This window comes from Actinoplanes sp. NPDC019969 (assembly GCF_055562375.1).
Genome location: NZ_JBVHFK010000008.1, coordinates 14903 through 41535, shown reverse-complemented (window position 1 = coordinate 41535; position 26633 = coordinate 14903). Strand labels below are relative to the sequence as shown.

The 26633-nt window shown below is 70.6% G+C and carries 23 protein-coding genes; 12 read left to right on the top strand and 11 right to left on the bottom strand.

The annotated features are described in order from the left end of the window. The first annotated feature begins 1 nt into the window (after position 1). The 4 genes from ACZ3II_RS23820 (at position 2) to ACZ3II_RS23805 (ending at position 4061) form a co-directional block, all read left to right on the top strand. On the top strand, positions 2–958 hold the full coding sequence (locus tag ACZ3II_RS23820; protein ID WP_465519919.1) for a hypothetical protein: 957 nt from the start codon (positions 2–4) through the stop codon (positions 956–958). Then, entirely contained in the window at positions 955–2163 is a 1209-nt protein-coding gene (locus ACZ3II_RS23815) for an adenylosuccinate synthetase (RefSeq protein WP_465519918.1), read from the top strand. Before ACZ3II_RS23820 ends, ACZ3II_RS23815 begins: the two co-directional genes overlap by 4 nt. A gap of 78 nt (positions 2164–2241) precedes the next feature. After that, positions 2242–2679 (top strand): hypothetical protein, encoded by a 438-nt coding sequence (locus ACZ3II_RS23810; RefSeq protein ID WP_465519917.1) that lies wholly within the window; start codon positions 2242–2244, stop codon positions 2677–2679. 2 nt (positions 2680–2681) lie between these two features. Next, complete coding sequence (locus ACZ3II_RS23805) at positions 2682–4061, top strand: multicopper oxidase family protein (protein WP_465519916.1); 1380 nt, start codon at positions 2682–2684, stop codon at positions 4059–4061. A gap of 59 nt (positions 4062–4120) precedes the next feature. Here the strand turns inward: ACZ3II_RS23805 and ACZ3II_RS23800 are convergent, their stop codons facing one another. Continuing rightward, entirely contained in the window at positions 4121–4558 is a 438-nt protein-coding gene (locus ACZ3II_RS23800) for a nitroreductase family deazaflavin-dependent oxidoreductase (protein ID WP_465519915.1), read from the bottom strand. 127 nt (positions 4559–4685) lie between these two features. Between ACZ3II_RS23800 and ACZ3II_RS23795 the strand changes: the two genes are divergently transcribed. The 3 genes from ACZ3II_RS23795 to ACZ3II_RS23785 are packed head-to-tail and all read left to right on the top strand — an operon-like array spanning position 4686 to position 7793. Beyond that, positions 4686–6413, top strand: coding sequence for a S8 family serine peptidase (locus ACZ3II_RS23795; RefSeq protein WP_465519914.1), 1728 nt, complete (start codon positions 4686–4688; stop codon positions 6411–6413). Positions 6414–6450: 37 nt separating this feature from the next. Then, the gene (locus tag ACZ3II_RS23790) at positions 6451–7050 is read left to right on the top strand and encodes a sulfite oxidase-like oxidoreductase (RefSeq protein ID WP_465519913.1); all 600 of its coding nucleotides are present in this window, start codon (positions 6451–6453) and stop codon (positions 7048–7050) included. A 5-nt stretch (positions 7051–7055) separates the two neighbouring features. Continuing rightward, positions 7056–7793 carry a ferredoxin reductase gene (locus ACZ3II_RS23785; protein ID WP_465519912.1) on the top strand — a complete coding sequence of 246 codons (738 nt, stop codon included), beginning with the start codon at positions 7056–7058 and terminating at the stop codon, positions 7791–7793. Between the two features lie 304 nt (positions 7794–8097). Here the strand turns inward: ACZ3II_RS23785 and ACZ3II_RS23780 are convergent, their stop codons facing one another. From ACZ3II_RS23780 to ACZ3II_RS23760, 5 genes are read right to left on the bottom strand one after another with little or no spacing between them, the layout of a single operon-like run. Next, positions 8098–10164, bottom strand: coding sequence for an alpha-galactosidase (locus ACZ3II_RS23780; RefSeq protein ID WP_465520259.1), 2067 nt, complete (start codon positions 10162–10164; stop codon positions 8098–8100). 2 nt (positions 10165–10166) lie between these two features. Continuing rightward, positions 10167–11486 (bottom strand): ABC transporter substrate-binding protein, encoded by a 1320-nt coding sequence (locus ACZ3II_RS23775; protein WP_465519911.1) that lies wholly within the window; start codon positions 11484–11486, stop codon positions 10167–10169. A 35-nt stretch (positions 11487–11521) separates the two neighbouring features. Continuing rightward, positions 11522–12355, bottom strand: a complete 834-nt coding sequence (locus tag ACZ3II_RS23770) for a carbohydrate ABC transporter permease (RefSeq protein WP_465519910.1) — start codon at positions 12353–12355, stop codon at positions 11522–11524. Next, positions 12352–13215, bottom strand: a complete 864-nt coding sequence (locus tag ACZ3II_RS23765; RefSeq protein ID WP_465519909.1) for a carbohydrate ABC transporter permease — start codon at positions 13213–13215, stop codon at positions 12352–12354. Before ACZ3II_RS23765 ends, ACZ3II_RS23770 begins: the two co-directional genes overlap by 4 nt. Next, positions 13212–15170, bottom strand: coding sequence for a beta-galactosidase (locus ACZ3II_RS23760; RefSeq protein WP_465519908.1), 1959 nt, complete (start codon positions 15168–15170; stop codon positions 13212–13214). The genes ACZ3II_RS23765 and ACZ3II_RS23760 overlap by 4 nt, the downstream gene beginning before the upstream one ends. Positions 15171–15376: 206 nt before the next feature. On the opposite strand from ACZ3II_RS23760, the gene ACZ3II_RS23755 reads away from it, so the two are divergent. Beyond that, complete coding sequence (locus ACZ3II_RS23755) at positions 15377–16387, top strand: LacI family DNA-binding transcriptional regulator (protein WP_465519907.1); 1011 nt, start codon at positions 15377–15379, stop codon at positions 16385–16387. Here ACZ3II_RS23755 and leuA read toward each other — a convergent pair. Then, the gene (gene leuA, locus ACZ3II_RS23750) at positions 16384–18120 is read right to left on the bottom strand and encodes a 2-isopropylmalate synthase (RefSeq protein WP_465519906.1); all 1737 of its coding nucleotides are present in this window, start codon (positions 18118–18120) and stop codon (positions 16384–16386) included. The two genes, ACZ3II_RS23755 and leuA, sit on opposite strands and share 4 nt — an antisense overlap. A gap of 50 nt (positions 18121–18170) precedes the next feature. Between leuA and ACZ3II_RS23745 the strand changes: the two genes are divergently transcribed. Beyond that, entirely contained in the window at positions 18171–18869 is a 699-nt protein-coding gene (locus ACZ3II_RS23745) for a FadR/GntR family transcriptional regulator (RefSeq protein ID WP_465519905.1), read from the top strand. 3 nt (positions 18870–18872) lie between these two features. On the opposite strand, the gene ACZ3II_RS23740 is transcribed toward ACZ3II_RS23745, so the two are convergent. Then, positions 18873–19247 (bottom strand): hypothetical protein, encoded by a 375-nt coding sequence (locus ACZ3II_RS23740; protein WP_465519904.1) that lies wholly within the window; start codon positions 19245–19247, stop codon positions 18873–18875. A gap of 152 nt (positions 19248–19399) precedes the next feature. On the opposite strand from ACZ3II_RS23740, the gene ACZ3II_RS23735 reads away from it, so the two are divergent. From ACZ3II_RS23735 to ACZ3II_RS23725, 3 genes are all read left to right on the top strand, one after another. Beyond that, positions 19400–20170 carry an SGNH/GDSL hydrolase family protein gene (locus tag ACZ3II_RS23735; RefSeq protein ID WP_465519903.1) on the top strand — a complete coding sequence of 257 codons (771 nt, stop codon included), beginning with the start codon at positions 19400–19402 and terminating at the stop codon, positions 20168–20170. A gap of 61 nt (positions 20171–20231) precedes the next feature. Next, positions 20232–20516: a PLD nuclease N-terminal domain-containing protein gene (locus ACZ3II_RS23730; RefSeq protein ID WP_465519902.1), complete on the top strand. Its 285-nt coding sequence runs from the start codon at positions 20232–20234 to the stop codon at positions 20514–20516. Positions 20517–20616: 100 nt separating this feature from the next. After that, positions 20617–21849, top strand: coding sequence for a hypothetical protein (locus ACZ3II_RS23725; protein ID WP_465519901.1), 1233 nt, complete (start codon positions 20617–20619; stop codon positions 21847–21849). 64 nt (positions 21850–21913) lie between these two features. On the opposite strand, the gene ACZ3II_RS23720 is transcribed toward ACZ3II_RS23725, so the two are convergent. From ACZ3II_RS23720 to ACZ3II_RS23710, 3 genes are read right to left on the bottom strand one after another with little or no spacing between them, the layout of a single operon-like run. Beyond that, on the bottom strand, positions 21914–23542 hold the full coding sequence (locus ACZ3II_RS23720) for a serine/threonine protein kinase (protein ID WP_465519900.1): 1629 nt from the start codon (positions 23540–23542) through the stop codon (positions 21914–21916). A 42-nt stretch (positions 23543–23584) separates the two neighbouring features. Beyond that, a complete protein-coding gene (locus ACZ3II_RS23715) occupies positions 23585–25609 on the bottom strand; it encodes a hybrid sensor histidine kinase/response regulator (RefSeq protein WP_465519899.1) in 2025 nt (674 codons plus the stop codon). A gap of 58 nt (positions 25610–25667) precedes the next feature. Beyond that, positions 25668–26606, bottom strand: a complete 939-nt coding sequence (locus ACZ3II_RS23710) for a ribose-phosphate diphosphokinase (RefSeq protein WP_465519898.1) — start codon at positions 26604–26606, stop codon at positions 25668–25670. Positions 26607–26633 lie beyond the last annotated feature (27 nt).

The window sequence follows — 26633 nt, the reverse complement described above, 5'->3', positions numbered from 1 at the left end:
AATGGGAAGCGGAAACTGGTCCACCGATGTCTACAGCGCGGCCGCGAACTACCGGGCGGCCACCGGGGCGAGCGCGTTCGCGTACAGCGACGGCGGCGCCCGGACGGTCCACCCGGACCTCGATCCGCACGGTGTGTTCATGCGAGAGAGCAAGGACAGCGAGGAGCACCCGTTCAGCACGCCGATCGCGGTCCTCTTCGACGTGACCGGGTCCATGGGCCACGTACCCCGCGTTCTGCAGACCAAACTCCCGCAGCTGCTCGGATTGCTGACCCGGAAGAACTATGCGATCGACCCGCAGATCATGTTCGGTGCGATCGGGGACGCCACGTGCGACCGGGCGCCGCTGCAGGTCGGGCAGTTCGAGTCGGACAACCGGATGGACGAGCAGCTGGAGAAGATCGTCCTGGAGGGCGGCGGCGGAGGTCAGAAGCACGAGTCGTACGAGCTGGCGCTGTACTTCATGGCCCGGCACACGGTGCTCGACTCGATGATCAACCGGGGGCGGCGGGGATACCTGTTCCTGATCGGGGACGAGATGCCGTACCCCCGCGTCAAGCCGCGCGAGGTGAAGGCGGTCATCGGCGACGAGCTGAGCGAGCCGATCGGCATCGAGACGATCCTCGAGGAGCTCAAGCGCAAGTACGACGTGTACTACATCATTCCGACCGCGGCGCACCACAGCGGCGACCGGGAGATCCTGAGCCGCTGGCGCAAACTGCTCGGGCAGAACGTCCTGGAGCTCGACGACCTGGACGCGGTCTGCGAGACGATCGCGCTCACGGTCGGCCTCGGCGAGGACGCCATCGACCTGGACGAGGGCCTCGACGACCTGACCGACGTCGGCTCGCGGGCCGGCGACTCGGTGGGCCGCGCCCTCGCCCCGCTGCAGCGGACGTCGGTGGTGCGGTCGACGTTCGAGATCGCGGGCGGCCCGGGCGGGAACCAAAGGCTGTGAGCGAGCACGTTGCCGTGGTGGACCTCGGCTACGGTGACGCCGGCAAGGGCACGGTGGTCGACGCGCTGTGTGCCGCCTCGGCGAGACGGGCCGTCCTGCGCTTCAACGGGGGGGCGCAGGCCGCGCACAACGTGATCACCGAGGACGGGCGGCATCACACGTTCGCCCAGTTCGGGTCGGGCACGCTGCGGGGGGTGCCGACCCATTTGACGCGGTTCATGGTGGTGGACCCGCTAGCGCTGGCGGGCGAGGCGGCAGCGCTCGGCAATCCCTTTCAGCTGCTCACGGTTGACGGGGATGCGTTGCTCGCCACTCCGTGGCATCGCGGAGCGAACCGTCGCCGGGAGCTCGCGCGCGGCGACTCCCGGCACGGTTCGTGCGGCATGGGCGTGGGCGAGACGATGGCGTACGCCCTGGAGCACCCGGATGCCCCGCGGGTGAGCGACGTCCTCTCCCCGTCCCGGCTGCGGCGCCGGCTCGCCGCGGTGCGGGAGGCCCTGGGTGGCGGGCCGCCGGTCGAGGACGTGGCCGACGCTTTCACTGCCTTCGGCGAGGCTGTCCGGATCGTCGGCTCCGAGTTCACCGATCGACTGTTGAAGGAGGGCCCCTGCGTCTTCGAGGGCGCCCAAGGTGTCCTGCTCGACGAGTGGCGGGGCTGGCATCCGTACACGACGTGGTCGACGACGACGTTCGAGAACGTACAAAAGCTTTGCCCGGATTTCTCAAGACTTGGCGTCGTTCGCACCTACACCACCCGGCACGGGGCGGGGCCCTTCGTCACCGAAGCCGACCTGCAGATTCCGGAAATGCACAACGGAAACGGCCCCTGGCAGGGGGAATTCCGGGTCGGTCACTTCGACGCCGTCGCCCACCGCTACGCCGTCGAGGTCACCGGTGGCATCGACGCCCTCGCGATCACCCACCTGGACGTCCCGGAGCGCTCCCCCGGCCTGCGGATCTGCACCTCCTACCGGATCGACGGCGAGACCTGGGACCGCATCGAGCCCGGCCCGCCCCACGATCTGGTCTTCCAGGAACGGCTCGGCGAGCGGCTGCGCAAAGCCGAACCGGGCGACCGCTACCGCCCGGACGACTGGTCCGCGGCGATCGCCACCCACCTGGGGGCCCCGGTCCTCCTGGAGTCCACCGGCCCGCGCTCGTCGGACAAGCGGATGCACCCGATCGGCGTACCCGCCCTCATGTAGATACGCCCACCGACGTATTGCTCACCCTCTGTGACCGGCCGATGCTGATTTCATCGGCTCCACTAGGGGGGATGTCAGATGCGCGCTACTTACCGTGTCCTCGCTCTGTTCATCGCGCTGGGCGTGCTGGTGCAGGCGGCGGTCCTCGCGGCGGCCTGGTTCACCGTGCTGCACGACCTCGACTCGGGCACCGTCGTGGACAAGAACTACGAGGGCAACTGGGGACACGCCGCCCACGCGATCGTCGGCATGCTCGCCATCCCGGTGCTCGCGCTGATTCTGCTGATCGTCTCGTTCTTCGCCCGGATCCCGGGCGGGGTGAAGTGGGCGTCGATCACGTTCGGGGTGGTGCTGCTGCAGATCCTGTTCGCGTTCGCCGGGTTCACCGCGCCGGCGCTCGGGACGTTGCACGGGCTGAACGCGTTCGCGCTGGCCGCTGTCGCGTCGATCGCCGCACGCAAGGCGCGGGTCGAGCCTGGCGTTCCGGCGGAGCCCCGGCCCGCGGTGGTGTCCTGACCGTGCGTACCGGTGTCCGGGCCGCCATCGCCTCGGTGGCGGCCCTTCTCGTGCTCGCCCCGCTCGGCTGGTTCTGGTACGGCAGCCTGGTCCCCGGCACCTACGACATGGCCGCGATGGGTTACCCCGACCGTGGTGGCGGTCCGGCCGCCGAGCACCGGCACACCGGCGGCCCGAGCGTCGCCGACTTGCGAGGACCATCAACCCCTGCGGAGGTACGGGTCACGCTGACCGCCCGGAAGGACGGCGACCGCTACACCCTCAACGGCGTCACGCCCGGTCCCGAGATCCGCGCCCACCGGGGCGGGCTGATCGAGGTGACGCTGGTCAACGAGTCGGTGCCGGACGGCGTGACCCTGCACTGGCACGGCGTCGACGTGCCGAACGGCGAGGACGGGGTCGCCGGGATCACCCAGGACGCGGTGCAGCCCGGGCAGCGGCACGTCTACCGGTTCGTCGCCGTGGACGCCGGCACCTACTGGTACCACTCCCATCAGGCGTCGCACGCGCAGGTCCGGGGCGGGCTGTTCGGCGCGCTGGTGATCGGCGCTTCGGAGGACGACCCGGTGGTGGCCGTGCACACCTACCAGGGGCGCCGGACGATCAACGGTGTTCCGGGCGTCACCCCGCTGCCGGTCTCCGCGCCGACAGTTCGGGCCAGGGTGATCAACACGGATGCCGGGCCGATCCGGGTCTGGGTGAGCGGATCCCCCTACCGGGTGCTGGCGATCGACGGCCACGACGTGCACGAGCCGGGGCCGGTCACCGGCAAGGCGGTGCTGGTCACGGCGGGTGGGCGGGTGGATCTGGAGATCGCGGCGAGTGCGCGGATCGACGTGGGCGCGGGCGCGGCGATCGGTTCCGGCCCGGCTTCCGCCGAGCCTCGGGAACTGCTCGATCCCCTGTCGTACGGGACCCGCGCGCCCCTGGGTTTCGATCCCGCGACGGCGGCTCGCCACTTCGACTACCGGATCGGCCGGCGGATCGGGTTCCTCGACGGCCTGCCCGGCATGTGGTGGACGATCAACGGCCGCCTGTTCCCGGACGTCCCGATGTTCATGGTGAACACCGGCGACGTGGTCCGGATGACGATCCGCAACGTCAGCGGCGAGGTCCACCCGATGCACCTGCACGGTCATCACGCGGTGGTGCTCAGCCGCAACGGGACGCCGGCGTCCGGCAGCCCGTGGTGGATCGACTCGCTCGACGTGGCGGACGGGGAGACGTACGAGATCGCGTTCGCCGCAGACAACCCGGGGATCTGGGCCGACCACTGCCACAACCTGGAACACGTGCCGGAGGGCCTCGTCGCGCACCTGGCCTATGCGGGCGTGAGCACGCCGTACCGGGTGGGCGGCGAGGCCGGCAACATCCCGGAGTAACCCCCAGCGTGTTGATTTCGGCCGCTATGCGCGCCCGAAATCAACACGCGGAAGTGGCGTCAGGAGACCGGGGACAGCAGGAACAGCGGGATGACGCGCTCGGTCTTCTTCTGGTAGTCCGCGTACGGCGGGTAGGCGGCGACCGCCCGCTCCCACCAGATCTCCCGCTCCTCGCCGGAGATCTCGCGGACCGTGTAATCCTGCCTCAGCGGGCCGTCCTGCAGCTCGACCAGCGGATTCTTCCGGACGTTGTAGACCCACACCGGATTCTTCGGCGCGCCGCCGAGGGAGCCGACCGCGAGGTACTCCCCCTCGTGCTCGACCCGCATCAGCGGGGTCTTGCGCAGCTTGCCGCTCTTGGCGCCGACGTTCGTCACCACGACGATCGGCATGCCCTGGATGTCGTTGGCCTCGGCACCGTCGGAGGCCTCGTACTTCTCTGCCTGATTGCGCGCCCAGTCGGAAGTGCTGGGGGCGTACTCACCCGTCAATGGCATGATCCCGACCCTACCTCGCGCACCCTGATCGCACCGGCGGCGAGCCCGCTTCGCACTGCGGCGCCCGCACCTTTGTCCACACGGGCCCCGCCACGGACGGCAGGCTCACGACGGAGGGTGGACCCGCATGCGCCGGAACCTTTTCGCTGGTGGCCTCGCGGCGGTCGTCGCCGCCTCGGTGGGCGCCTTCGCGCTGCCCACCGGCAGCCAGGCGTTCTCCCCCGTCTCGTACGGGCTGGCGCTGCCCGCCTCGATCAGCCCGGCGAGCCCGGTCCGGATCGTGACGACCACCCTGGACGCGACCGGCCGGCCGGTCTTCACCGTCAGCGAGGCCACCGACCGGGCGCACGCCACCCGGATCGCCGCGGCCGCGCACGACGGCGGCGCCACCCTGGCCGTCGAGGTCGACGCCCCGGTCCACGCCCTCGATCTGGTGTCGGCGGCCGGTGACCCGTACAGCGTGCACCAGTACGACCTGATGAAACTCGGCATGGAACAGGCCTGGCGGTCCAGCACCGGCGCCGGGGTGGTGGTCGCCGTCATCGACAGCGGCGTGCAGGGTTCGCACCCCGACCTCAAGGGCCAGGTCCTGACCGGGTACGACGCGGTCGCGAAGGTGGCCGGCGGCGACACCGACGGCAACGGGCACGGCACCCACGTGGCCGGCACCATCGCCGCCGGCGTCGGCAACGGCGTGGGCGTCGCCGGGTACGCCCCGAACGCGAAGATCCTGCCGGTCAAGGTGCTCGACGCCGGCGGCGAGGGCACCACCGCGGACACCGCGGCGGGCATCGTCTGGGCCGCCGACAACGGCGCCCACGTCATCAACCTGTCGCTCGGCTCCAGCGTCGCCACCAAGGCCGAGGCCGCCGCGGTCGCGTACGCCCGGAGCAAGGGCGTCACGATCGTCGCCGCGGCCGGCAACGAACGCCAGGAAGGCAACCCGGCCAGCTACCCGGCCGCCTACGACGGGGTCATCGCGGTCGCCGCCACCGACGCGTACGACAAGGTCGCCCCGTTCTCCAACTCCGGAAGCTACGTGGACGTGGCCGCGCCCGGCGTCGCGATCATGAGCGACTACCCGGCGGGGCTCGCCAAGGACGGCAGCCAGTACGTCAAGATGAGCGGCACGTCGATGGCGTCGCCGCACGTGGCCGCGATCGCCGCGCTGGTCAAGGCCCACCAGCCGGACCTCGGCCCGGACCAGGTCGAGCAGGTGCTGGAGGGCTCGGCCACCGACCTCGGCGCGGCCGGGTTCGACAACGACTTCGGCAACGGGCTCGTCAACGCCGCCGCCGCGATCCGCCTGGCCGGCGGCGCCGACGAACGGCAGGCTCCCGTCATCACGCCCGGCCCGAACGGGCGGGCCGTCGTCCACGGCACGAGAACCAGCACCGCTTTCACGATCGCCGACAGTGGCGGCCGGCTGTCCCGGGTGGACCTGGACGCCTGCGTCTCCGTCGGCGGCGGCGCCTGGAAGTGCGTGCGGGGCCAGGCCGACGACCAGGGCGGGTACGTCTACACACACGTCGCCACCGGCTCCTTCAAGGTCCGGGTGACCGTGCCGGAGGGACAGAAGGCGCTGGCGGGCTCGGCCACCGCGTCGTACACGGTCAAGGCCGGCGTCACGGCGGCCCGCACGGCCAAGGGCGTGCTCACCGTGCGGGTCGCCGGCGCCGCCGGGCAGAAGATGACGCTGCAGCGGCTGGTGAACGGCAGGTGGGCGACCGCGAAGACCGTCACCGCGACGGCCACCCGCAAGATCAGCGGGCTGGTGAGCGGGGGCAGCTACCGGGTGGTGCTGGCGTCCACCGCCACGGTCCAGGGCGTGACCAGCGGCACGGTCAAGGCCTGACCCGTACGGCAACGCTCGTGAGGTTTACTCGTACCTCATGAGCATCATCTCCCGGGGTTTCGGCGGGCGGCGGCGAGAGCCGTCGCCCGACCTGCCGCCCGGCCAGTACCTCGCCCACGACTTCCCGGTCCTCTCCGCGGGGCCCACGCCGAAGATCCCGCTCGACCGCTGGCACTTCACGATCGTCACCGAGACCGGCGAGAAGCACACGTGGAACTGGGCGGAGTTCACCGCCCTGCCGGCCGAGGAGATCACTGTCGACATCCACTGCGTCACCAAGTGGTCGAAACTCGGCACCTCGTGGAAGGGCGTCTCGCTCGACACCCTCTTCGAGGAGGTGGAGACCGCCGGGGACTACGTGATGGCCCACAGCTACGGCGGGTACACGACGAACGTACCCATGGAAGATCTTCTCGACGGCAAGGCCTGGATCGCGTACGAGTACGACGGCGAGCCTCTCCACCCCGAGCACGGTGGCCCGGCCCGGCTGCTGATCCCGCACCTGTACTTCTGGAAGTCGGCCAAGTGGGTCGACGGGCTGCGGATGATGCACGAGGACGAGCCCGGGTTCTGGGAGGACGCCGGCTACCACATGTACGGCGACCCGTGGCGTGAGCAGCGCTACCACGGCGACTGATCGGCGTGGTCAAACGCATCTCGTGGCAGGCGGCCACGGTCGTCGAGGTCCGTGCCGAGACCCCCTCGGCGCGGACCCTGGTGCTCGACGTCCCGGCCTGGGCCGGTCACCTGCCCGGCCAGCACGTCGACATCCGGCTCACCGCCGAGGACGGCTACCAGGCCCAGCGCAGCTACTCCATCGCCTCCGCCTGGTCCTCCGCTGCCGCACTCGTGGAGATCTCGGTGCAGCGGCTGGCGGACGGTGAGGTCTCGCCGTACCTGACCGATATCGTCCAGCCGGGCGATCAGATCGAGGTACGCGGGCCGATCGGCGGCTGGTTCGTGTGGCGGCAGGCGTCCACGGCGCCGGTGGTGCTGGTGGCCGGCGGGTCCGGGGTGGTCCCGTTGATGGCGATGATCCGGGCGCGCGGTCTGGCGGGCGGCCGGCAGCCGTTCCGGCTGATCTATTCGGTACGGACGCCGGAAGACGCCCTCTACGCCGACGAGCTGCGCCGTCGCGCCCGGGAGGACGCCGGCCTGGACGTCCACCTCGTCTACACCCGCAAGGCGCCGGACGACTGGCCCGTCCCCCCGAAACGGCTCGACGTCGCGGTGATCAACTCGCACGGCTGGCCGGCCGACTTCCAGCCGGACTGTTTCGTCTGCGGCCCGAACACCTTCGTCGAGACCGTCGCCGACATCCTGGTCGCCCTCGGCCACGACCCGAAACGCATCCGCACCGAACGCTTCGGCGGCGCCTGACCCGTTTCCCCAGCCCCCTGCCCAACCCGGCCCGGGGTACGGCTCACCACCCCAGCCGTACCCCAGCCACCCTTCGCAACCCCGCAAACCGGCTTGGCATACGGCTGGCGACGGGAGCGTCGGCCCGCAAGCGGGCTAGGCGCGGAGCGAGCGGGGCACCGGAACATCCGGCTGGCTCTCCTGGCTGTCTCGGCGGGCGGGAGACAGCCAGGAGAGCCAGCCGGACAAGATCCACCGGCGGCTGAGCCGTACGGCAGGGCGGTTACGGGGCGGGCGAGACGGGCGTGGGGTACGGCTGGGCCGGTCAGGAGGTGGTCAGTTCCAGGAGGAGGGCCTGTTCGGGGGTCAGGAGCGGGGCCGGGAGGCCGGCCTCGGTCAGGACGCGGCCGGGGAGACTCACCGAACCCGCTGCCAGCCACGGGGGTGGGGCGTCCTGCATGGTGCGTGGGGGGACGCCGATCGGGCGGACCGTGTACACGCGGTCGGGATCCAGGCCGGGGAACTTCAGGGGTGGGGGCAGGGCGGCGGCAGGGGTGCCCAGGGTGACCAGGGCGAACACCGCGTGACCACGGTCCTGGGCGACGACGCCGTGGACCAGATGGGCGGGGTCGGGCGAGTCGGCGCGGACCACCACACCGGAGTGCAGCAGCGGGCGCAGGCGCTTGTGCTCGGCGATCCAGGCGGCGATGTCCTGTTTCTCGGCGGGTGTGGTGGTGGTCAGGTTCCATTCGATGCCGGCGCTGCCGAACAGGGCGGTGGCCAGGCGGAACCCGAGGGCCGAGGTGCGGCCGGTGACGTGGGCGGTTCCGGCGCCGAGGTGGCCGCCGAGGTACTCCGGGGGGATCAGGACGCCGGTCCAGCGCTGGATCGACTGGCGGTCCAGGGGATCGTTGGTGTCGGAGGTCCAGAACCGGTCGACCAGGTCGAGGATGCCCAGGTCGATGCGGGCGCCGCCGGACGCGCAGCTCTCGATCTCCACGTGCGGGAAGGCGGCGCGGAGGTCGGCGAGCAGGCGGTAGAGGGCGCGGGTCTGCCGGTGGGCGGTGCCGGGGGTGAGCAGGTCACGGTTGTGGTCCCACTTGAGGAACGCGATGGGGTACGTGGTGAGCAGCGCGCTCAGGCGTTCCAGCAGGTAGGCGTAGGCGCCCGGATTATCCAGATCGAGGACCCGCTGCCAGCGCCAGGTCGGCCCATCGGGTGAGGCGACGGATGCGGACGGGCGGGAGCGCAGGATCCAGTCGGGGTGGGCCGTGGCGAGCGCCGAGTCGGGGCTGATCATCTCGGGTTCGACCCAGAGGCCGAACTCCATGCCGCGCGCGACGACGTGATCGATCAGCGGGTGCAGGCCGTCCGGCCAGACGTCCGCGTCGACGGTCCAGTCGCCGAGGGCCCGCTTGTCGTCGCGGCGGCCGGTGAACCAGCCGTCGTCGAGGACGAACCGTTCGACGCCCACCTCGGCGGCGGCATCGGCCAGGTCGCGCAGGACGGTCAGGTCGTGCTGGAAATAGACGGCCTCCCAGGTGTTGAGGACCACCGGGCGGGGCATGCGCGTGTTTTTAAAACTGCGAATCCATGGATGCAACCGGTCGGAGAGCCCGTCCAGCCCGCGGTCGGAGAAGACGGCGACCAGCCACGGCGTCTGATAGGAGTCGCCGGGCGCGAGGCGGATCTCGCCGGGGGCGAGCAGTTCGCCGGCGCCGAGGACGTTCGGGCCGAGAGCGGAGCGTTCCGCCCAGATCCGCTTGTCGCCGCTCCAGGCCAGGTGGGCGGCCCAGACGCGGCCCTTGCGGAAGCCGAGACCGGGCTCGCCGGCGATCATCAGGAACGCGTCGTCGTGGCCGGGGCGGCCGTGCCGGCTCTCCCGGCTCCACACGCCGTGCCGGAGCGGGGCACGCTGCGGCTGCCGTTCGTGCGACCAGAGGCCGGTGAAGTCGAGCAGCTCGGACGCCTCGTGCGGGATCGGGAGCAGGACGTCCAGGCCGGGGACGGCGAGGTCGGCGTCGCCACGGTTGGTCAGGCGGTGCCGGACTCGCAGGACACCTTCCGGGGACAGCTCCAGCTCCGTGACCACCTCTTGCGTGGCGTCGGGGCTCGACGACCGTACAAGAATAGTTTGATCTTGCTGTTGGGCCTCGGCCAGCAGGAAACCGTGACCGGATTCGATCGCCGGGCGCCCGCTCCACCCCTCGGCGAGGGAGGGCAGGAGCGACAACCGCAGGGGTACGTCGATCGAGCTCGGTGGCACCGCCGGCACGAAGGTGTCCGCGCCGGCGGTGAAGTCGCCGAGGCCGGGACCCCAGTGGAGGATGTGCGCGGCAGTGCCGCGGGTGTCGAGCACGAGGCTGACACCCGCGGCACGCAGGTGGAACATGGTCACTCGGCGACCGGGATGGACTGGGACTTCATGGTCTCGACGGTCTTGGTCTGGGTGGTCTTGAGCGCGTCGAGCAGAGTGCCGTTGCCGGAGACGGCGGCCTTGAAGCCGTCCGAGGCGGTGGCGTAGGTGCTGGTCATCGTCGGTCCCCAGACGAAGTCGGCGGCGACCTGGGTGGACGCGGTCGCGAAGACATCGTAGATCTTCTGGCCGCCGTAGAACTCGACTCCCTCGGAGAGCGCGCCGAGCTTCGCGCCGGCCTTGGTCGCCGGGTAGAGCTGCGCCTCCTTGTTGAGCGCGGTGAGCGCCTCCTCCGAGGTGTTCAGCCACAGGGCGAACTTCGCGGCCTCGTACGGGTGCTTCGAGCTCTTGAAGACCGCGGTGGCCGAGCCGCCCCAGTTGCCGGCCTTCGTCTCACCGGCGGCCCACTGCGGCATCGGGGCGACCGCCCACTTGCCCTTGGTGTCCGGCGCGCCGGAGATGATCGAGTTGGCGCCCCACACCGCGGAGGTCCAGGTCCAGGCGTTGCCCTTGTTGTAGGCGTTGTCCCACTCGGTGGTCCACGGCGGGACGCTGGAGACGAGCTTCTTGTCGATCAGGCCCTGCCAGTAGTTCGCGACCTTGGTGGTGGCCTCGTCCTGCAGGTTCACCGTCCACTTGGTGCCGTCGTTGGCGAACCAGCGGCCGCCCGCCTGCCAGGCCAGGCCCGCGAACTGGTTGATGTCGCTCTGCGAGAAGTTGGTGATGTTGCCACCGGCGGCCTTCACCTTCTCGGCGGCCGCGGCGTACTCCTCCCAGGTCGCCGGGACCGGGATGTTGTTCTTCTCGAACAGGTCCTTGCGGTAGAACAGCGCCATCGGGCCGGCGTCCTGCGGCACGCCGTAGACCGAGTTCTGCTCACCGAAGGTGACCTGGCCCCAGGTCCAGTCGACGAACTGGTCCTTCGCGGCGGTCACCTCGCTGCAGGAGGCCAGGTTCGCCAGGCCGTCCTGGACGCGGAAGCTGGGCAGCGCGTCGTACTCGATGTGGCCCAGGTCGGGGGTGTTGCCGGCCTTGATCTGGTTGAAGAAGTTGGCGTAGGTGCCGCCGTTGCCGTTCGGGCCGGTCTGGACCTTGACCTGGATGTTCGGGTTCTTGTCGTTCCAGAGCTTCACCACCTTGTCGATCCCGGGGATCCAGGTGGTGTAGGTGAGCTCGACCTTGCCGGACGACGGGGCGCAGCTGCCCGCCGCCGCCTGGTCGCCGCCCTCCGGGGAGTCGGTCGACGAACAGGCGCCGAGTGCGAGCGCCGAAGCCAGCACGACGCTGAGTGACCTCATACGCATGATGTTCCTCATTTCATGAAAAAGGGGGATTACTTGATGGCGCCGGAGCCGAGGCCGTTGCGCCAGAAGCGCTGCAGGAGCAGGAAGGCGATCACCAGCGGGACGATCGAGACGAGAGCGCCGGTGAGCACGAGCATCCGCAGCTCAGGGATCTGGTTCACCTGGGTGTTCCAGGAGTAGAGGCCGAGGGTGACCGGGAAGAGCTTCTCCTCGCCGAGCATGATCAGCGGGAGGAGGAAGTTGTTCCAGACCGCCACGAAATGGAACAGGAAGATCGTGACGAGAGCCGGGAACATCAGCTTGCTGGAGACGGTGAAGAAGGTGCGGATCTCGCCGGAGCCGTCCAGGCGGGCCGCTTCGAGCAACTCGTCCGGCACGCTCGCGGTGGCGTAGATCCGGGCCAGGTAGACGCCGAACGGATTCACCAGGCTGGGCAGGAAGACCGACCAGAAGGTGTTCGTCGCCTCGAACTGGCTGAAGATCAGGAACAACGGTAGGGCCAGGGCGGTGGCCGGCACAAGGACCCCGCTGAGAACGATGTTGAAGATCGCCTCACGGCCCCAGAAACGGTACTTGGCCAGGGCGTATCCACACATGGCGGCCAACAGGGTGCCGAGCAGCGCGGCGCCGCCGGTGTAGACGACGCTGTTCAGCATCCAGCGCAGGAAGACGCCGTCGCGGTAGGCGAACAGCTCTTTCACGTTGTCGACCAGCGCGAAGTCGGCGAACCACAACGGGTCGGTGTTGGAGAACTGGCTGCGGGTCTTCGACGCGGCGACCACCAGCCACCAGATCGGGACCAGGAAGTAGAGCGTGGCGGCGCCCATGACCAGCATGGGGCCCACACGGTTGAGGTTCTTCACTTGTCGCCTCCCCGCTGGGTGAGCTTGAGGAAGGCGAACGAGAGCAGGCACGTGGCCATCGCCAGCACCACCGAGAACGCCGCGGCCAGGTTGAAGTTCGGGATGGAGGAGGTGGAGTAGACGGTCAGGTTCGGGGTGTAGGTGCTGGACACCGCAGAGCTGAAGGTACGGAACACGGCAGGCTCGGCGAGCAGCTGCAACGTGCCGATGATCGAGAAGACGGTGGTCAGCACGATCGCCGGCATGACCAGGGGGATCTTGATCGACCAGGCGGTCCGGAAGGCCCCGGCGCCGTCGATCTTCGCGGCCTCGTACACCTCCTGCGGGATGGCCAGCAGGGAGGAGTAGATGATCAGCATGTTGTAGCCGACGTAGACCCAGGTCACCACGTTCGCCATGGACCACAGCACCAGGTCGGCGCTGAGCAGGTCGGCGGCGCTGGTGACGGCGGTGAACGGGGACAGGTTCGGGGAGTAGAGGAAACCCCACATGATCGCGGCGACGACACCGGGGATGGCGTACGGCACGAAGAACGCCAGCCGGAAGAACCGCCGGCCCTTCACCAGCCCGGAGTCCAGCAACAGGGCCAGGGCCAGGGCGAGACCCAACATCACCGGCACCTGTACGACACCGAACAGCAGCACCCGGCCGATCGACTCCCAGAACGGGCCGTCGGAGAACACCCGCTGGTACTGGTCCAGGCCGCCGAACACCTCCTGGGCCTTGCCGAACGTGCCCTGGCGCTCGACCTTGTAGAGGGACTGCTTGATCGCGTACCCGATCGGGGCCAGGTAGAAGGCGGTGAACAGCAGGCCGAACGGGAGGATGAAGAAGAGGAGAGCCTTCTTGTTCGCTTTCACTGCCCCTCCTCCCTGATCACCGCGACGCCGCCGCCGTCGACGCGGATCACGTCTTGCACGGGCTCGCCGGTGACGAGTTCGTGGCCGGTCGCGGGATACTCGACGGGTTCGGTTCCGTGATTGAGAACGAAGAGATAGTTCCCACGCCGAACCACCTCCACTTTTTCGGACATTTCGTGAAATATAATTCCGGAAGCGGAAGAGGCCTCCCGGAGGATGCCTGTCATGTCCGTCGCCGTGGCGACGTACCAGGCTTCGCCGGCGCCGTGCTGGTTACGGGTGATGGCCGGGACGCCGGGGAGCGGGCCGTCGACATAATGCGAGATCTCAGTGGCTGTGGTGGTTCGCAGCCGCTCGGTCCACAGCGCGCCCGTCGCACCGTCGCTCAGCTGCACCGTGACGCCGGGCAGCAGCGGCGCGAACTCCTCCGCCACCACGCCGAGCAGGTCCCGGAAGGCCCCCGGATAGCCGCCGAGCCGGATCCGGTCCCGCTCGTCGACGATCCCGCTGAAGAAGGTGACCACCACGTGCCCGCCACCGGCCACGTAGTCGGCGATCGCCTGCGCGTCGGTGTCCGAGACCATGTAGAGACCGGGGATCACGACGAGCTTGTAACGGCTCAGGTCGGCGCCCGGCGCGACCACGTCGGTGGTGACGCCCAGGCCGCGCAGCGCCCGGTGGCTCGCGTGCACCTGGTCGAGGTAGGTGACCGCCTGCGACGGCCGGGCCTCCCCTTCCGCCGACCACCACGACTCCCAGCTGAACAGCAGGGCGGCGTCGGACGCGACCTCGGTGCCGGCCACCTCGCCGATCCGGTCCAGGATCTCCGACAGCTTCAGGACCTCGCGCCAGGCGACAGTGTCGGTGCCGGCGTGCGGCAGCATCGCGGAGTGGAACTTCTCGGCGCCCTGCGCGGAGGCCCTCCACTGGAAGAAGCAGATCGAGTCGGCGCCGCGGGCCACGTGCGTCAGCGAGTTGCGGATCATCTCGCCGGGCGCCTTGGTCAGGTTGTGCGGCTGCCAGTTGACCGCGCCGGCCGCCTGCTCCATCAGCATCCAGGGGCGGCCGCCGGCCAGGCCGCGGGTCAGGTCCGCGGCGAAGGACAGTTCCGCGACCGGGTCGCCGAGGCGGTGGTCCAGGTAGTGGTCGTTGGCGATCACGTCCATCTCCGGCGCCCAGGACCAGTAGTCCAGGTTCCGGATGTGCGCGGTGACCATGAAGTTCGTGGTGACCGGGACATCCGACAGCCGGCGCAGGATCGCCGCCTCGGCGCGGTAGTGGCCGAGCAGCTCGTCGGAGCTGAACCGCTGGAAGTCGACGAGCTGGGCCGGGTTGCGCAGGGACAGCGCCAGGCGCGGGACCTGGATCTCCGCCCAGTCGCTGTACCGCTGGCTCCAGAAGGAGGTGCCCCACGCCTCGTTCAGCGTCTCGATCTTCCGGTACCGGGCGCGCAGCCACTCCCGGAACGCCTCGGCGCTGGTGTCGCAGTAGCAGAGGGCGTTGTGGCAGCCCAGCTCGTTGGAGACGTGCCAGAGCGCGAGCGCGGGGTGCCGGCCGTACCGTTCGGCGACCCGCTCGACCAGGTCCAGGGCCCGCTTGCGGAAGACCGGAGAGCTGGGGCAGTACGCCTGGCGCCCGCCCGGGAACCGGGCCGTCCCGTCGGCGGCGACCGGCAGCACCTCGGGGTGCAGGGTGGTCAGCCAGGGCGGCGGCGAGGAGGTGCCGGTGCCCAGGTTGATCCGGATGCCGTTGGCGTGCATCAGCTCGATGACCTCGTCGAGATCGTCGAACCGGTACTCGCCGGGGCTCGGCTCGAGGTGGGACCAGCCGAAGATGTTGACGGCGACCAGGTCGACCCCGGCCCGGCGCATCAGCGCGGCGTCCTCACGCCACACGTCCGGCGACCACTGCTCCGGGTTGTAGTCGCAGCCCAGACTCACGCCTGGTAGCGGCATCCGCACGGTTTTCATTGAACTCCTGGTCAAGGCCCAGTTCAGTGTGTGGAGTACGGGCGCGCTGGGCAGCCGAAATCCACACACGAAGCATGTGTGCACGTGCACACATTTCCGTGCGCCTCACCGGCGGTTACGGATGTGTGAACGTGCACACGTTATGACCGACCCCCGGCGAGGTCAATAGCCCGGCGGCTACTGTTGACCTTATGAAGCCCGTGAAGCGCCCGACCGTGCATGACATCGCGGCCGTGGCCGGCGTTTCCCGGGGCACCGTGAGCCGCGTGCTCAACGGGGGCTACGTCTCCGCCGAGGCGCGCAGCGCCATCGAGACGGCCATGAGCGACCTCGGCTACGTGCCGAACAACGCCGCCCGCGCGCTGAAGATGCGCCGGTCGCAGGCGGTCGCCTTCGTCGCGCTGGAGCCGCACTCGCTCTTCCTCGACGACCCCAACATCGGCGCGATCATGCTGGGCGCCAACGCCGCCCTCTCCCTGGCCGATCACCAGATGGTCAGCCTGGTCGTCGAGTCGGCCCGCGACACCGTGCGCGTCTCCCGCTACCTCAGCGGCGGCTTCGTCGACGGGGCCATCGTCGTCTCGGCCCGCACCAAGGACCCGATCATCAAGGTGATCAGCGACCTGTCCCTGCCGGCCGCGTTCGTCGGCCACCCGCCCGAGCTCGACCAGCACATCCCGTTCGTCGGGATAGACAACGTCGGCTCGGCGCGCGCCATCACCGGGCACCTGCGCTCCACCGGCCGCCGCCGGATCGGCATGATCGCCGCCGCCCTCGACCGGGACTCCGGCATCGACCGGCTGGCCGGCTTCCGGGCCGCGCTCGGCGACATGTTCGACGCCGAGCTGGTCGCCGACGTGCCGCACTACGACTACGGCTCCGGCGTCAAGGGCATGCGTGACCTGCTGGAACGCGAGCCGGCCATCGACGGGATCTTCGCCGCCTCGGATGCCATCGCGGCCGGCGCGCTCGAGGTGCTGCGGGAGACCGGGCGCAGCGTGCCGGGTGACGTCGCGGTCGCCGGGTTCGACGACAGCACGTGGGCGGTCCGCACCCAGCCGCAGCTCACCACGGTGCACCAGCCGGCGAAGGAGATCGGGTCGTGCGCCGCGCAGCTGGTGCTGCGCCAGCTGCGCGGCGAGCAGACCGATCCGGGCGGGCAGTTGCTGCCCACTCCCCTGGTGCTGCGCGACTCCGCCTAGTTTCCGGCTGCCCCGTTCAGGGCCCGGTTGACGGCGGCCAGCACGGCCTGCACCGAGGCGGCCAGCAGGGAGTCGTCGAGGCCGGCGCCCCAGGCCGTGGTGTCGCCGACGCGGCAGCGGACGTAGGCGACGGCCGGGCTCGCCGTCCCCGTCGTCGCGGCGTGCTCGTGGAACTCCAGCACATCGGCATCCACCCCGGCCTCGCGCAGCGCGGCGGCGAGGGCGGACAGCGGGCCGTTACCCGTACCCCCGCAGGCCCTTTCCCGGCCGTCGACGCGGAACACGCCGTCGAAGCGGTGCTCCGGCTCGCCGGCCCGCCACGAGACCAGGGTGACCGGGCCGGCCGGGTGCAGGTACGTCCGCCGGAACAGCTCCCACAACTCCTCGTGCGCGAGTTCCGCCCCGGTCTCGTCGGCGACCGTCTGCACGGTGCGGGAGAAGTCCTGGCGCATCCCGTCCGGCAGCTCCACGCCGTGGTGGACCTTGAGCAGGTGGGCGACCCCGCCCTTGCCGGACTGCGAGTTGATCCGGATGATCGCCTCGTAGGTGCGGCCCACGTCGGCCGGGTCGATCGGCAGGTACGGCACCTCCCAGACCGCGTCGTCGGCCTGCTTCGCCGCCCGGAGCGCCATGCCCTTGGCGATCGCGTCCTGATGGGTGCCGGAGAAGGCGGTGTAGACCAACTCCCCGGCGTACGGGTGACGCGGGTGCACCGGAATCCGGTTGCAGTGCTCCACCACGTCCCGGACCAGGTCGATGTCCGAGAAGTCGATCATCGGGTCGACGCCCTGGGCGAACAGGTTGAGCGCCAGGGTCACCAGGTCGACGTTGCCGGTCCGTTCCCCGTTGCCGAACAGGCAACCCTCCACCCGCTGCGCCCCGGCGAGCACCGCCAGTTCGGCGCAGGCCACCCCGGTGCCGCGGTCGTTGTGCGGGTGCACCGAGAGGATCACGCTGTCGCGGCGGGCCAGGTGGCGGTGCATGTACTCGATCTGGTCCGCGTACACGTTCGGGGTCGCCACCTCGACGGTCGCCGGCAGGTTGTGCACCACCGGCCGGTCCGGGCTCGCCTCCCACAACTCGGTCAGGCTGTTGCAGACGTCGAGGACGTAGTCCGGCTCGGTCAGGTTGAAGATCTCCGGCGAGAACTCGAAGCGCACGTCGTCACCGGCCGACCGCATCAGGTGCCCGGCCGCTTCCAGGATCATCGCGTGCAGGTCGGCCCGGGTACGGCCGAGGACCACGTCCCGCCAGACCGGGGCGGTCGGGGTGTAGAGGTGGATCAGGGCGCGGGGCAGGCCGGCGATCGACTCCACGGTCCGGTCGATCAGGTCGTGGCGGGCCGCGGTGAACGCCACCACCGTGACGTCGTCCGGCACCGCGCCGCTGGTGGCCAGGTGACGGACGAAGTCGAAGTCGGTCCGGCTCGCCGACGGATAGCCGACCTCGATCTCCTTGAAGCCCATGGCCACCATCAGGTCGAACATCCGGCGTTTGCGGGCGGTGTCCATCGGCTCGGCCAGGGCCTGGTTGCCGTCACGCAGGTCGACGGGCACCCAGAGCGGGGGCCGTTCGATCCGGGCGGACGGCCAGGTGCGGGCGGTCAGCGGCACGGCGACGCGGTCGTGGGCGGGACGGTAGCGGTGGTACGGCATCGCGCTGGGGCGCTGCGGATTCCAGTGCGGGGCGTCCGCGGGGACGTCGCCGGACGGGGTGCGCAGGGTGGAGAACATGGACGCACACTACTAACTCCTCAGGTCCTCAGACAAGTTAGAATTCGCGCATGACGTCCGGTCCGTTACGGCCCTCCCCCCTCGTCCAGCAGGCCACCGACCGGCTGCGCGAGCACATCACCGGCGGCGACTGGCCGGTCGGCACGAAACTGCCCGGCGAGGTCACCCTGGCCGAGTCGCTCGGCGTCGGGCGTTCCACCGTGCGGGAGGCGCTGCGCGCCCTGGCCGGCGCCGGGATGGTCCGGGCCCGCCAGGGTTCCGGAGTGTTCGTCATCGCCACCCGGCCCAGCGACGACTGGAGCACCCGGCTGCGGCAGGCCGCGATCACCGATGTCTACGAGGCCCGGATGATCCTCGAGGTGGACGCGGCCCGGCTCGCCGCCGGCCGCCGTACCGAGGAGGACGTCACGGCGCTACGGGCCGCCCTCGACCGCCGCCGCGCCGCCACGTCGGCGAGCGACGCCGCGTTCGTCGAGATCGACATCGCCCTGCACGCCGCGGTGGTCGCCGCCGCGCACAATCCGGTGCTCAGCGGCCTGTTCACCGAGTTCACCCCGGTGCTGCAGGAGAAACTGCTGGACCTGGTCGGGCTGGTCGGGTTGCGCGCGCACGACCCGGTGCCGGGCGACGTGGGGCACACCGCCCTGGTCGAGGCGGTGATCCGCGGTGACGCGGAGGCGGCCGGCCGCGCCCTGCGCGAGGAACTGGAGCAGACACTCACCCTGCTCAAGAGCCACCTGAGCGGCTGACGCTCAGCCCCGGAGGCCGCGGAGGCGCTGGGCCAGGGTCGGGGGTGGCGGTGGGGGAACCGGGCGCTGGACCGCGGGGCGCGCGGAGCGGCCGATCGGGCGGTCGTAGTCCGCGGCGGCGATGGCGTCGACCACCTGCTCGTCGGTGAAGTCCTCGGAGCCCTCGATCGCGTCGACGAAACCGACCAGGACGCCGTCGCGCATCACCTGCGCCTTGAGGGCGGCCGAACCGTCGTCACCCCAGAGCGCCTCGCGGCCGTCGGGCAGGACGATCCGGACCGCATAACCCGAGCGGCCGGCGCTGGGCAGTTTGAGGTGGGCGAAGACGTTGCGCGCCCGCAGATCGGCGACGACTCGGCGGGCTCGGCTCTCGTGCATGATCCGACGCTAGCGCGCCGCCCTGGAGGATCGCTGAGCATCCCCCGGAACGTCGAACATATTGACGGACTTTACTACTTCGTAACAGGAATTTCACCGGATTCCTTTTCTCATCACCGCGGCCTACCGTGCGGTAACAAAGGAGGTCATCGATGAGAAGAGCCACCGTCCTCGTCATCTCGTCCGTCCTCAGCCTCGCCGTCGCCACCCCCGCGTACGCGGCGAGCAGCGTCGACTACGTCGCGCTCGGGGACTCGTACTCCTCCGGTGTGGGCGCCCCCGGCCAGTCCGGCACGTGCCTGCGCAGCAACACCAGTTACGCGGCCCAATGGGCCTCCCGCAACGACCCCGCGTCCTTCCAGTTCCTCGCCTGCGGCGGCGCCACCACCGACGACGTCCGCACCAGCCAGGTTCCGGCCATGCGGGCCGGCGCCGATCTGATCAGCATCACCATCGGCGGCAACGACGCCGGCTTCGCGCCGACCGTCCTCACCTGCCTCACCTCCAGCGACGCGGCGTGCGCGAGCAGGGTCGCGCAGGGCCGGGCGTACGTGGCGAACACCCTCCCCGGCAAACTCGACGCCACCTACGCCGCGATCCGGACGAAGGCGCCGGACGCCCGGGTGGTGGTCCTGTCGTACCCGCTGATCTTCGACACCTCCTCGATCCTCTGCGAGATGAGCCTCGCCAAACGGCGGTCGCTCAACGAGGGCGCGCGAGTGCTCGACGAGATGATCAAACAGCGGGCCGAGGCGGCCGGGTTCGTCTACTCCGAGGTCCGGGACGAGTTCACCGGTCACGGGGTCTGCGCCTCGCGGCCGTGGCTCAACGGACTGACGATCATCCCGCCGCAGAACTCGTACCACCCGAACAGCAGCGGCTACACCAGCGGATACCTGCCGGCCTTCAGCGGCGCCGCGTAACAACCCACCGGCACCGTGGGCGGACCCCGATCGCCGCCCACGGGCGCCAGGATTCTGCGTCATGGCCCGAGTGAACACGCTGCTCTTCCTCGCCGTCGTCGCGTTCAGCGTGGTGGCGCTGATCGACTGCCTCCGCACCGAACGGTCCCGTCTCCAGTCGTTCCCGCGGCGCGCGTGGGCGGTGCTCATCGTGCTCTGCCCGGTGTTCGGGGCGATCGCCTGGTTCCGTGCGGGCCGCGCCCCGGTGGTCACGGCGGGCGGCGGGCGGGCGGCGAGCGGTTTCATCGGCCCGGAGGACGACCCCGATTTCGTACGCCGGATGGCCGCGACCCTCCGCGACCACTGATTCGCGTGTGGACTTCGGCCGCTATGCGCGCCCGAAGTCCACACGTGCTCGGGGCTACCCTTCGTGCGGACGTCCAGCGCGACACGAGGGAGACGAACGCATGAGCCGACCGGTACGGGTCCTCGGAACCGCGACGATGCTGGCACTGCTCGCGACGGCGGGCTGTGACACCCCGGTCGCGCCGCGGATCGACGGTTCGCTCGCGCCACCGCCGCCGCAGGCCACCGCCGGGGCGACGTTCGACCCGCCGGTCCGCTTCCAGGCGAAAGCGCTGAACATCGGCCGGCCGAACGGCAGCAACGTGCTGCTCCGCAAGAACCTGGCCTTCTACGGCGACACCGCCGGCCTGACCGTCACCGACCTGCTCACCGGCAGGACGGTGGCCGTGGCCGAGCCGGAGGGCGAGCGGGTGGCCCCCGGCGGCACCCCGTTGGACTTCCAGGAGCATCCGTCGGTGCTGATGAGGACGTCCGCGGGCGATCGGGTCGCGGCGGCCTACCCGGTCGCCCTGCCGGCCGCCGGCACCAGCACGAAGCGGAGCAAGCTGGAAGTGGTCACGGCCGACGCCGCGACCGGCAAGGGCGCCGGCTCGGTCACCGTGGACGTCCCGCCCGCCCCCGCGAACGGCGCCGGCGCCCACGACACCGTCCGGATCGCGGGCACCCACGGCGACGTGGTGGTGCTGGTCTTCGGCAAGGGCGCCACGATGGACGACCCGGAGACCGTCGCCGTCGACGTGATCAACGACCGGACGCTGTGGCGGCGCGCCGGGCTGCAGGGCGCGGCGGTGCTCGGTGACACGCTGCTCGCCCACACCGCCGGCAAGGGGCCCGCGTTCGTGAGCGGTCTCGGGGTGGCGGACGGGAAACAGCGCTGGACCGCGCTGCGGGTCCCGTCCGGCGGGTTCACGATCTCGCCGGCCGGCCCCGGGTTCGCCGCCGTCGCGGTGAGCAACCATGCCACCGGGGCGCGCTCCGCCGGCTTCCTGAACGCGAACGGGAAACTGACCGCGACGATCAACGGGACGCGGGTCGGCGGGTGCCACCACGACGAGCAGGCGGTCACCGTGTGCTCGCTCGACAACGACAAGGTGGCCGGGTTCGACGCGGCCACCGGGGCGGAGCTGTGGCGGCTGCCGACGGCGGACCGGCTCGCGCCGCGGGTGACGTTCGCCTGGCACGGCGCGGTGTACGGCAGGGTCAAGAACGACGCGGTCGTGCTGGACGGCCGGACCGGCGCGGACCGGGAGCCCTCGGCCGGGATCGACCCGATCGCGGTGAACGAGTACGGCGGCGTCTCCAACATCCCCCAGTTCCACCCCGCGATCGGCTGACCCCGGCTGGTCGTGGGTGCTGTCTCAACCCCGCCGAGACAGCACCGACGACCAGCCTGGGGAATTACCAGGTGAAGGGGCGGCCGCGGGTGGTGCTGGTGGTGGTACGGCCGTCGCGGCTGTAGCGGTAGGACATCACCACCGTGTAGGTACGGCCGCGTTTCGGGCGCGCGCCGCCGGGACCGCAGTCCCGCGTGTAGGAGTCCCGGGTGAAGTTCAGGTTGTCGCAGGTGGCGGGGCCGGCGACGGTACGCCCGGTGGCGGTGTCCTGCAGGGTCACCTCGATCCGGCCGCGGCCGCCCGCCGGGGCGGTCAGGGACGCCTGGAACCGGACGTCGCTGCCGACCGAGTGACACGGGCGGGGGCCGAGCGGGGTACGGCTCGGCAGATCGAAGACGAACCCCTGCGAACACTGCCAGGGACCTCGCGTCCTTGCCTCCGGCAGGGGCGGGTCGGGCGCCTTTTTCGTGGGGGCGGGGCGCGTCACCCGTACCGCCGCGGGGTTGGTCTTGACGTCCGGAACGGGAAGCGTGACGTCGCGGCTGCCCTTGTGCGGCGACCGCGTGGGTTTCGGGGAGGGCCGGCGCGCAGCGCCGCTCGGGACGGTCCGGGCCTGCGGTACCCGGGACGCCTGCGGCGCGGCGATCGAGGGCGCCTGGAGGGTCCGGGTGCCGGACCGCCCCAGGTGCCAGGCGGTGGTGGCGATGCCGGAGACCAGCATGGTGCCCGCGACCAGGGCGGCGATCGCGCCGGGACGGGACCAGCGGCCGGCCGGGGCGTCGTTGCGCGGACGGTGGCGGCGCGGTGCGGGCAGGGCACGGTTCGCCGGTGGCCGGGGTTCTTCCGGGTGCGAGGGTACGGCGGGAGGCAGCGCCGGCATCTCCGCGAGGTTGGCGGCCAGCGCCGTGAGATCGGTGACCAGCTCGGCGGCGCCCGGCCGCTGGCGGGCCTTCTCGGACAGGCAGGCGGTGATGATCCGCCAGAGCGGGCCGGGGATGCCGGGGCGGCGCGGCGGATCGCCCTCGGCGTGCAGGCGCATCAGCTCCGGTATCGAGTCGCTGCGGTACGGCGGATGCCCGCACACCAGCTCGTAGAGCATCACGCCGAGCGCGTAGACGTCGGTGGCCGCGCTCGGGGTGACGCCGTGGAACGCCTCCGGGGCCATGTAGTGCGGGGTGCCGACGACCGCGTTCGGGGTGGTCATGCTGGGCAGGTTCAGGATCCGGGCGATGCCGAAATCGGTCAGCCGGGTCTCGCCGGCGCTGTCCAGCAGGACGTTGTCGGGTTTCAGGTCGCGGTGGATGATGCCGAGGTCGTGCGCCTCGGCCAGGGCGGCGGCGATCTGCGCGGCCAGCCGGCACGCCTCCCCCGGCGCGAGCGTGCCGTTGCGGTGCAGGTGGTCGCGCAGGTTCCCGCCGTCGACCAGGTCCATCACCAGGCCGAGCGTCTCACCGGCGCTGAACAGGTCACGGACCCGGACCACGTTGGGATGCCGGAGCATCAGCAGGATGGTCCGCTCCTGGACGAACCGGGTGACCAGTCTGGGCTGCCGGAGCAGACTGTCGTGCAACAGCTTGATCGCGACCGGTTCGCCTGACGCCTGGTCTTCACCACGCCAGACGGTACCGGTCGCGCCCTGTCCGATCGGGCGGATCAGGCGGTACGAGTTCCCGACGACTTGGTCCTCAGCCACCCGGGAATAGTGCCGTTTGCCCGAAATTTCGGCAAGTCTGCGTCATTTTCCTGACACGGGTGGTTGGGGGCCGCACAGCGAGCGGATCGCACCCAGCAGGGTCGACCGTGTGAACGGCTTCTCCAGCAGCATGCTGTTCTCGTCCAGGTGCAGCTGCGGCCCGAGCGACGCCGCCGTGTACCCCGACATGTAGAGAACCGGCAGGTCCGGCTGATGGGTACGCAGCGCTCCGGCCAGCTCCGGCCCGGTCATCGTCGGCATGACCACGTCGGTGATCAGCAGGTCCGGCCGCGCGCCCGAGGCGACCTGGGTGACCGCCATCAGGGCGTCGGTGGCGACCGCGATCTCGTACCCGGCGGGTTCGATCAGCCGCCGCACCAACTGCGCCACGTCCGGCTGGTCCTCGACGATCAGCACCCGCCCGATCACCGCGGTCCGGCGCTGGCCCTCCCCCGACGTACCGGCCTTCTGCTCGGCCGCCGGCAGGTAGATGTGCACCGTCGTGCCCATCCGGGGCTGGGACTCCAGCTCGATGTGGCCGCCCAGGTTCTGCACGATCCCGGCCGTGGTGGCCAGGCCCAGGCCGGCCGCGGTCGGGCGGGTGGTGAAGAACGGCTCCAGCGCGCGGCGGCGTACCTCCTCCTCCATGCCCTGCCCGGTGTCGGTGACCACCAGGTGCACCAACTTGCCGGCCGGCGCCCCCTCGGCGGCCAGCTGCCCCGGCTCCACCACCTCGTTGGTGGCCGTCACCCGGACCATGCCGCCGTGCAGCATCGCGTCCCGGGCGTTCGCGGCCAGGTTGACCAGGGCCTGCTCAAGCGGGCCACGTTCGGCCTTCACCGGCCACACGTCCGGGCCGAACGCCAGGTCCAGCCCGATCCGCTCGCCGAGGGTCCGGCTGAACAGCGCCTGCACGTCGGTCAGCAGATCCGGGATCGGGATCACCTCGGGCCGGTTGCCCTCGCTGCGGCCGAACGCCAGCAACTGGTGGGTCAGCGTCCGCCCGGTGCCGACCGCGTCCAGGATGTCCTTGGCCAGCTGGGCGTGCGGTGAGCCCTCCTCGGCGGTGCCGAGGATCATGTCGGCCGAACCGGCCACCACGGTCATCAGGTTGTTGAAGTCGTGCGACAGGCCGCCGATCAGCTGGCCCAGACTGTCCAGCCGGCGCAGGTGGTCGAGCTGCCGCTTCAGGCCGCGGGCGTCGATGTGATCGGTGGTGTCGGTGATCATGCAGAGGACGCCGGTGAACTCGTGGTTCTCGTCCTGGACCGGCATCATGCTGATCCGTACGCTGCGCCGCGAGCCGTCCGCCCGCATCAGCCGGGTCGCGCCCACCGTGGACCGCCCGGTCTTGCACTCGTTGATCCGCCGGTCCAGTTCCTTCTGGCCCACGTTGTCCAGGAAGCCGCGCAGCGACACCCCCATCAGCTCGGCCCGCGGCATGCCCAGGACCACGCCGATCGGCTCGTTGGCGTAGGTGGCCACCCCGTTCGGGTCGAGCTGCAGCACACCCTCCGGGATCGTCTCCAGCACCCGGCGGTACCGCTCCTCGGCGGCCCGCAGCCGCTCCTGGGCGCGGGCGCTGCTCACCGCGAGCGACAGCTCACCGGCGATGTCCCGGGCCAGTTCCACCTCAGGGGTGGAGTAGAAGGCCTCCGGGGCGTGCCGGGTCAGGATCAGATAGCCCGCGTACGTGTTGTCCACGATGATCGGGCTCAGCACGGCGGCCGTGATCGACAGCTCGGGGTTCGCGAGCGCCGCGGCGGTCTCCCCGGCCAGCACGATCGGGCGGCGGCTCGCGGCCAGGGTGGTGGAGTACTCGTCGTCCGGGGTCTGGCCGGCCCGGGACAGAGCCCGGGCCAGCGGTGCCGAACGTTCGTTGTCGAGATGGTGGTACGAGATCTCCTCGTACCGCCCGTCGTCGCGGAGCAGCTGCACCCCGCTGCCGTCACCGATCATGTCGGCGGCGGCGCGGGCCGCCGTGGAGCGAACCTCGGCCGGATCCGCCGCCGCGCGGCTGAGCGCGAGGGCGAGATCGGCAAGCGCGTACCGGAGGGGGTAAGCCATGACTCCCATGCGGTAATGATTCGCGTTAGGTGAGGCTCATGTGGCCGGTTTGCCAGAATCAGGCGAACAGGGCGCTCACCGACTCGCCGTTGTGGATCCGCCGCATCGCCTCGGCCAGCGCCGGGGCCACCGAGATCACCGTCAGCTTGTCGTCGGCCTTCTCCGCCGGGATCGGCACCGTGTTGGTGCAGACGATCTCCTCGATCTCCTTCTCCGCGGCCAGCCGCTTGATCGCGTCGTTGGTGAACAGGCCGTGGGTGCAGGCCACCCGGACACTGCGCACGTTGCGCTCGCGCAGCCGGGCCAGCAGCTCGAACACCGTGCTGCCCTTGGCGATCTCGTCGTCCAGGACGATCACGTCCCGGTCGGCGACCTCACCGATCACCGAGCTGATCACCACCTTGTCGTCGGCGAACCGCTGCTTCGCGCCGGCCGCCACCTCGACCCCCAGCATCCGGGCGAAGGCCGCGGCCTCCTTGGCGTTGCCCAGGTCCGGCGAGACCACCACGGTGTTGCTCAGGTCGTAGCCGCGGAAGTGGTGGGCCAGCTCCCGCAGCGCGTGCAGATGGTCGACGGGGATGTTGAAGAAGCCGTGCACCTGCGGCGAGTGCAGGGTCATCGCCAGCACCCGGTCGGCGCCGGCGGTGGTCAGCAGGTCGGCGACCAGGCGACCGCCGATCGAGATGCGGGGGGCGTCCTTCTTGTCACTGCGGGCGTACGCGTAGTGCGGCAGCACCACGGTGATCCGCCCGGCCGACGCGCCCCGGGCCGCGTTCAGCATGAACAGCAGCTCGGCGAGATGCTCCTGGGTCGGCGGGACCAGCGGCTGGATGATGAAGACGTCGCGCTCCCGGCAGTTCCCCTGCAGCTGCACCTCGATGCAGTCGTTGGCGAACCGGTCGATCTTGGTCGGCGACAGCATTACACCGAGGTGTTCGCAGATCTCCTTCGCGAGCTCGGGATGGGCGGATCCGGTGAAAACGGCGATGTCACGCACGACTTCACGATAGGTTGCGCCCGGACG

Excerpts from the sequence above, each read along its gene's own strand:
- ACZ3II_RS23735 (WP_465519903.1), top strand. The coding sequence starts at position 19,400 with ATGAGAAGAGCCACCGTCCTCGTCATCTCGTCCGTCCTCAGCCTCGCC.
- ACZ3II_RS23800 (WP_465519915.1), bottom strand. The coding sequence starts at position 4,558 with ATGCCATTGACGGGTGAGTACGCCCCCAGCACTTCCGACTGGGCGCGC.
- ACZ3II_RS23740 (WP_465519904.1), bottom strand. The coding sequence starts at position 19,247 with ATGCACGAGAGCCGAGCCCGCCGAGTCGTCGCCGATCTGCGGGCGCGC.
- ACZ3II_RS23790 (WP_465519913.1), top strand. The coding sequence starts at position 6,451 with ATGAGCATCATCTCCCGGGGTTTCGGCGGGCGGCGGCGAGAGCCGTCG.
- ACZ3II_RS23760 (WP_465519908.1), bottom strand. The coding sequence starts at position 15,170 with ATGCCGCTACCAGGCGTGAGTCTGGGCTGCGACTACAACCCGGAGCAG.
- ACZ3II_RS23715 (WP_465519899.1), bottom strand. The coding sequence starts at position 25,609 with ATGGCTTACCCCCTCCGGTACGCGCTTGCCGATCTCGCCCTCGCGCTC.
- ACZ3II_RS23810 (WP_465519917.1), top strand. The coding sequence starts at position 2,242 with ATGCGCGCTACTTACCGTGTCCTCGCTCTGTTCATCGCGCTGGGCGTG.
- ACZ3II_RS23730 (WP_465519902.1), top strand. The coding sequence starts at position 20,232 with ATGGCCCGAGTGAACACGCTGCTCTTCCTCGCCGTCGTCGCGTTCAGC.
- ACZ3II_RS23795 (WP_465519914.1), top strand. The coding sequence starts at position 4,686 with ATGCGCCGGAACCTTTTCGCTGGTGGCCTCGCGGCGGTCGTCGCCGCC.
- ACZ3II_RS23745 (WP_465519905.1), top strand. The coding sequence starts at position 18,171 with ATGACGTCCGGTCCGTTACGGCCCTCCCCCCTCGTCCAGCAGGCCACC.
- leuA (WP_465519906.1), bottom strand. The coding sequence starts at position 18,120 with ATGTTCTCCACCCTGCGCACCCCGTCCGGCGACGTCCCCGCGGACGCC.
- ACZ3II_RS23725 (WP_465519901.1), top strand. The coding sequence starts at position 20,617 with ATGAGCCGACCGGTACGGGTCCTCGGAACCGCGACGATGCTGGCACTG.
- ACZ3II_RS23780 (WP_465520259.1), bottom strand. The coding sequence starts at position 10,164 with ATGTTCCACCTGCGTGCCGCGGGTGTCAGCCTCGTGCTCGACACCCGC.
- ACZ3II_RS23755 (WP_465519907.1), top strand. The coding sequence starts at position 15,377 with ATGAAGCCCGTGAAGCGCCCGACCGTGCATGACATCGCGGCCGTGGCC.
- ACZ3II_RS23820 (WP_465519919.1), top strand. The coding sequence starts at position 2 with ATGGGAAGCGGAAACTGGTCCACCGATGTCTACAGCGCGGCCGCGAAC.
- ACZ3II_RS23775 (WP_465519911.1), bottom strand. The coding sequence starts at position 11,486 with ATGAGGTCACTCAGCGTCGTGCTGGCTTCGGCGCTCGCACTCGGCGCC.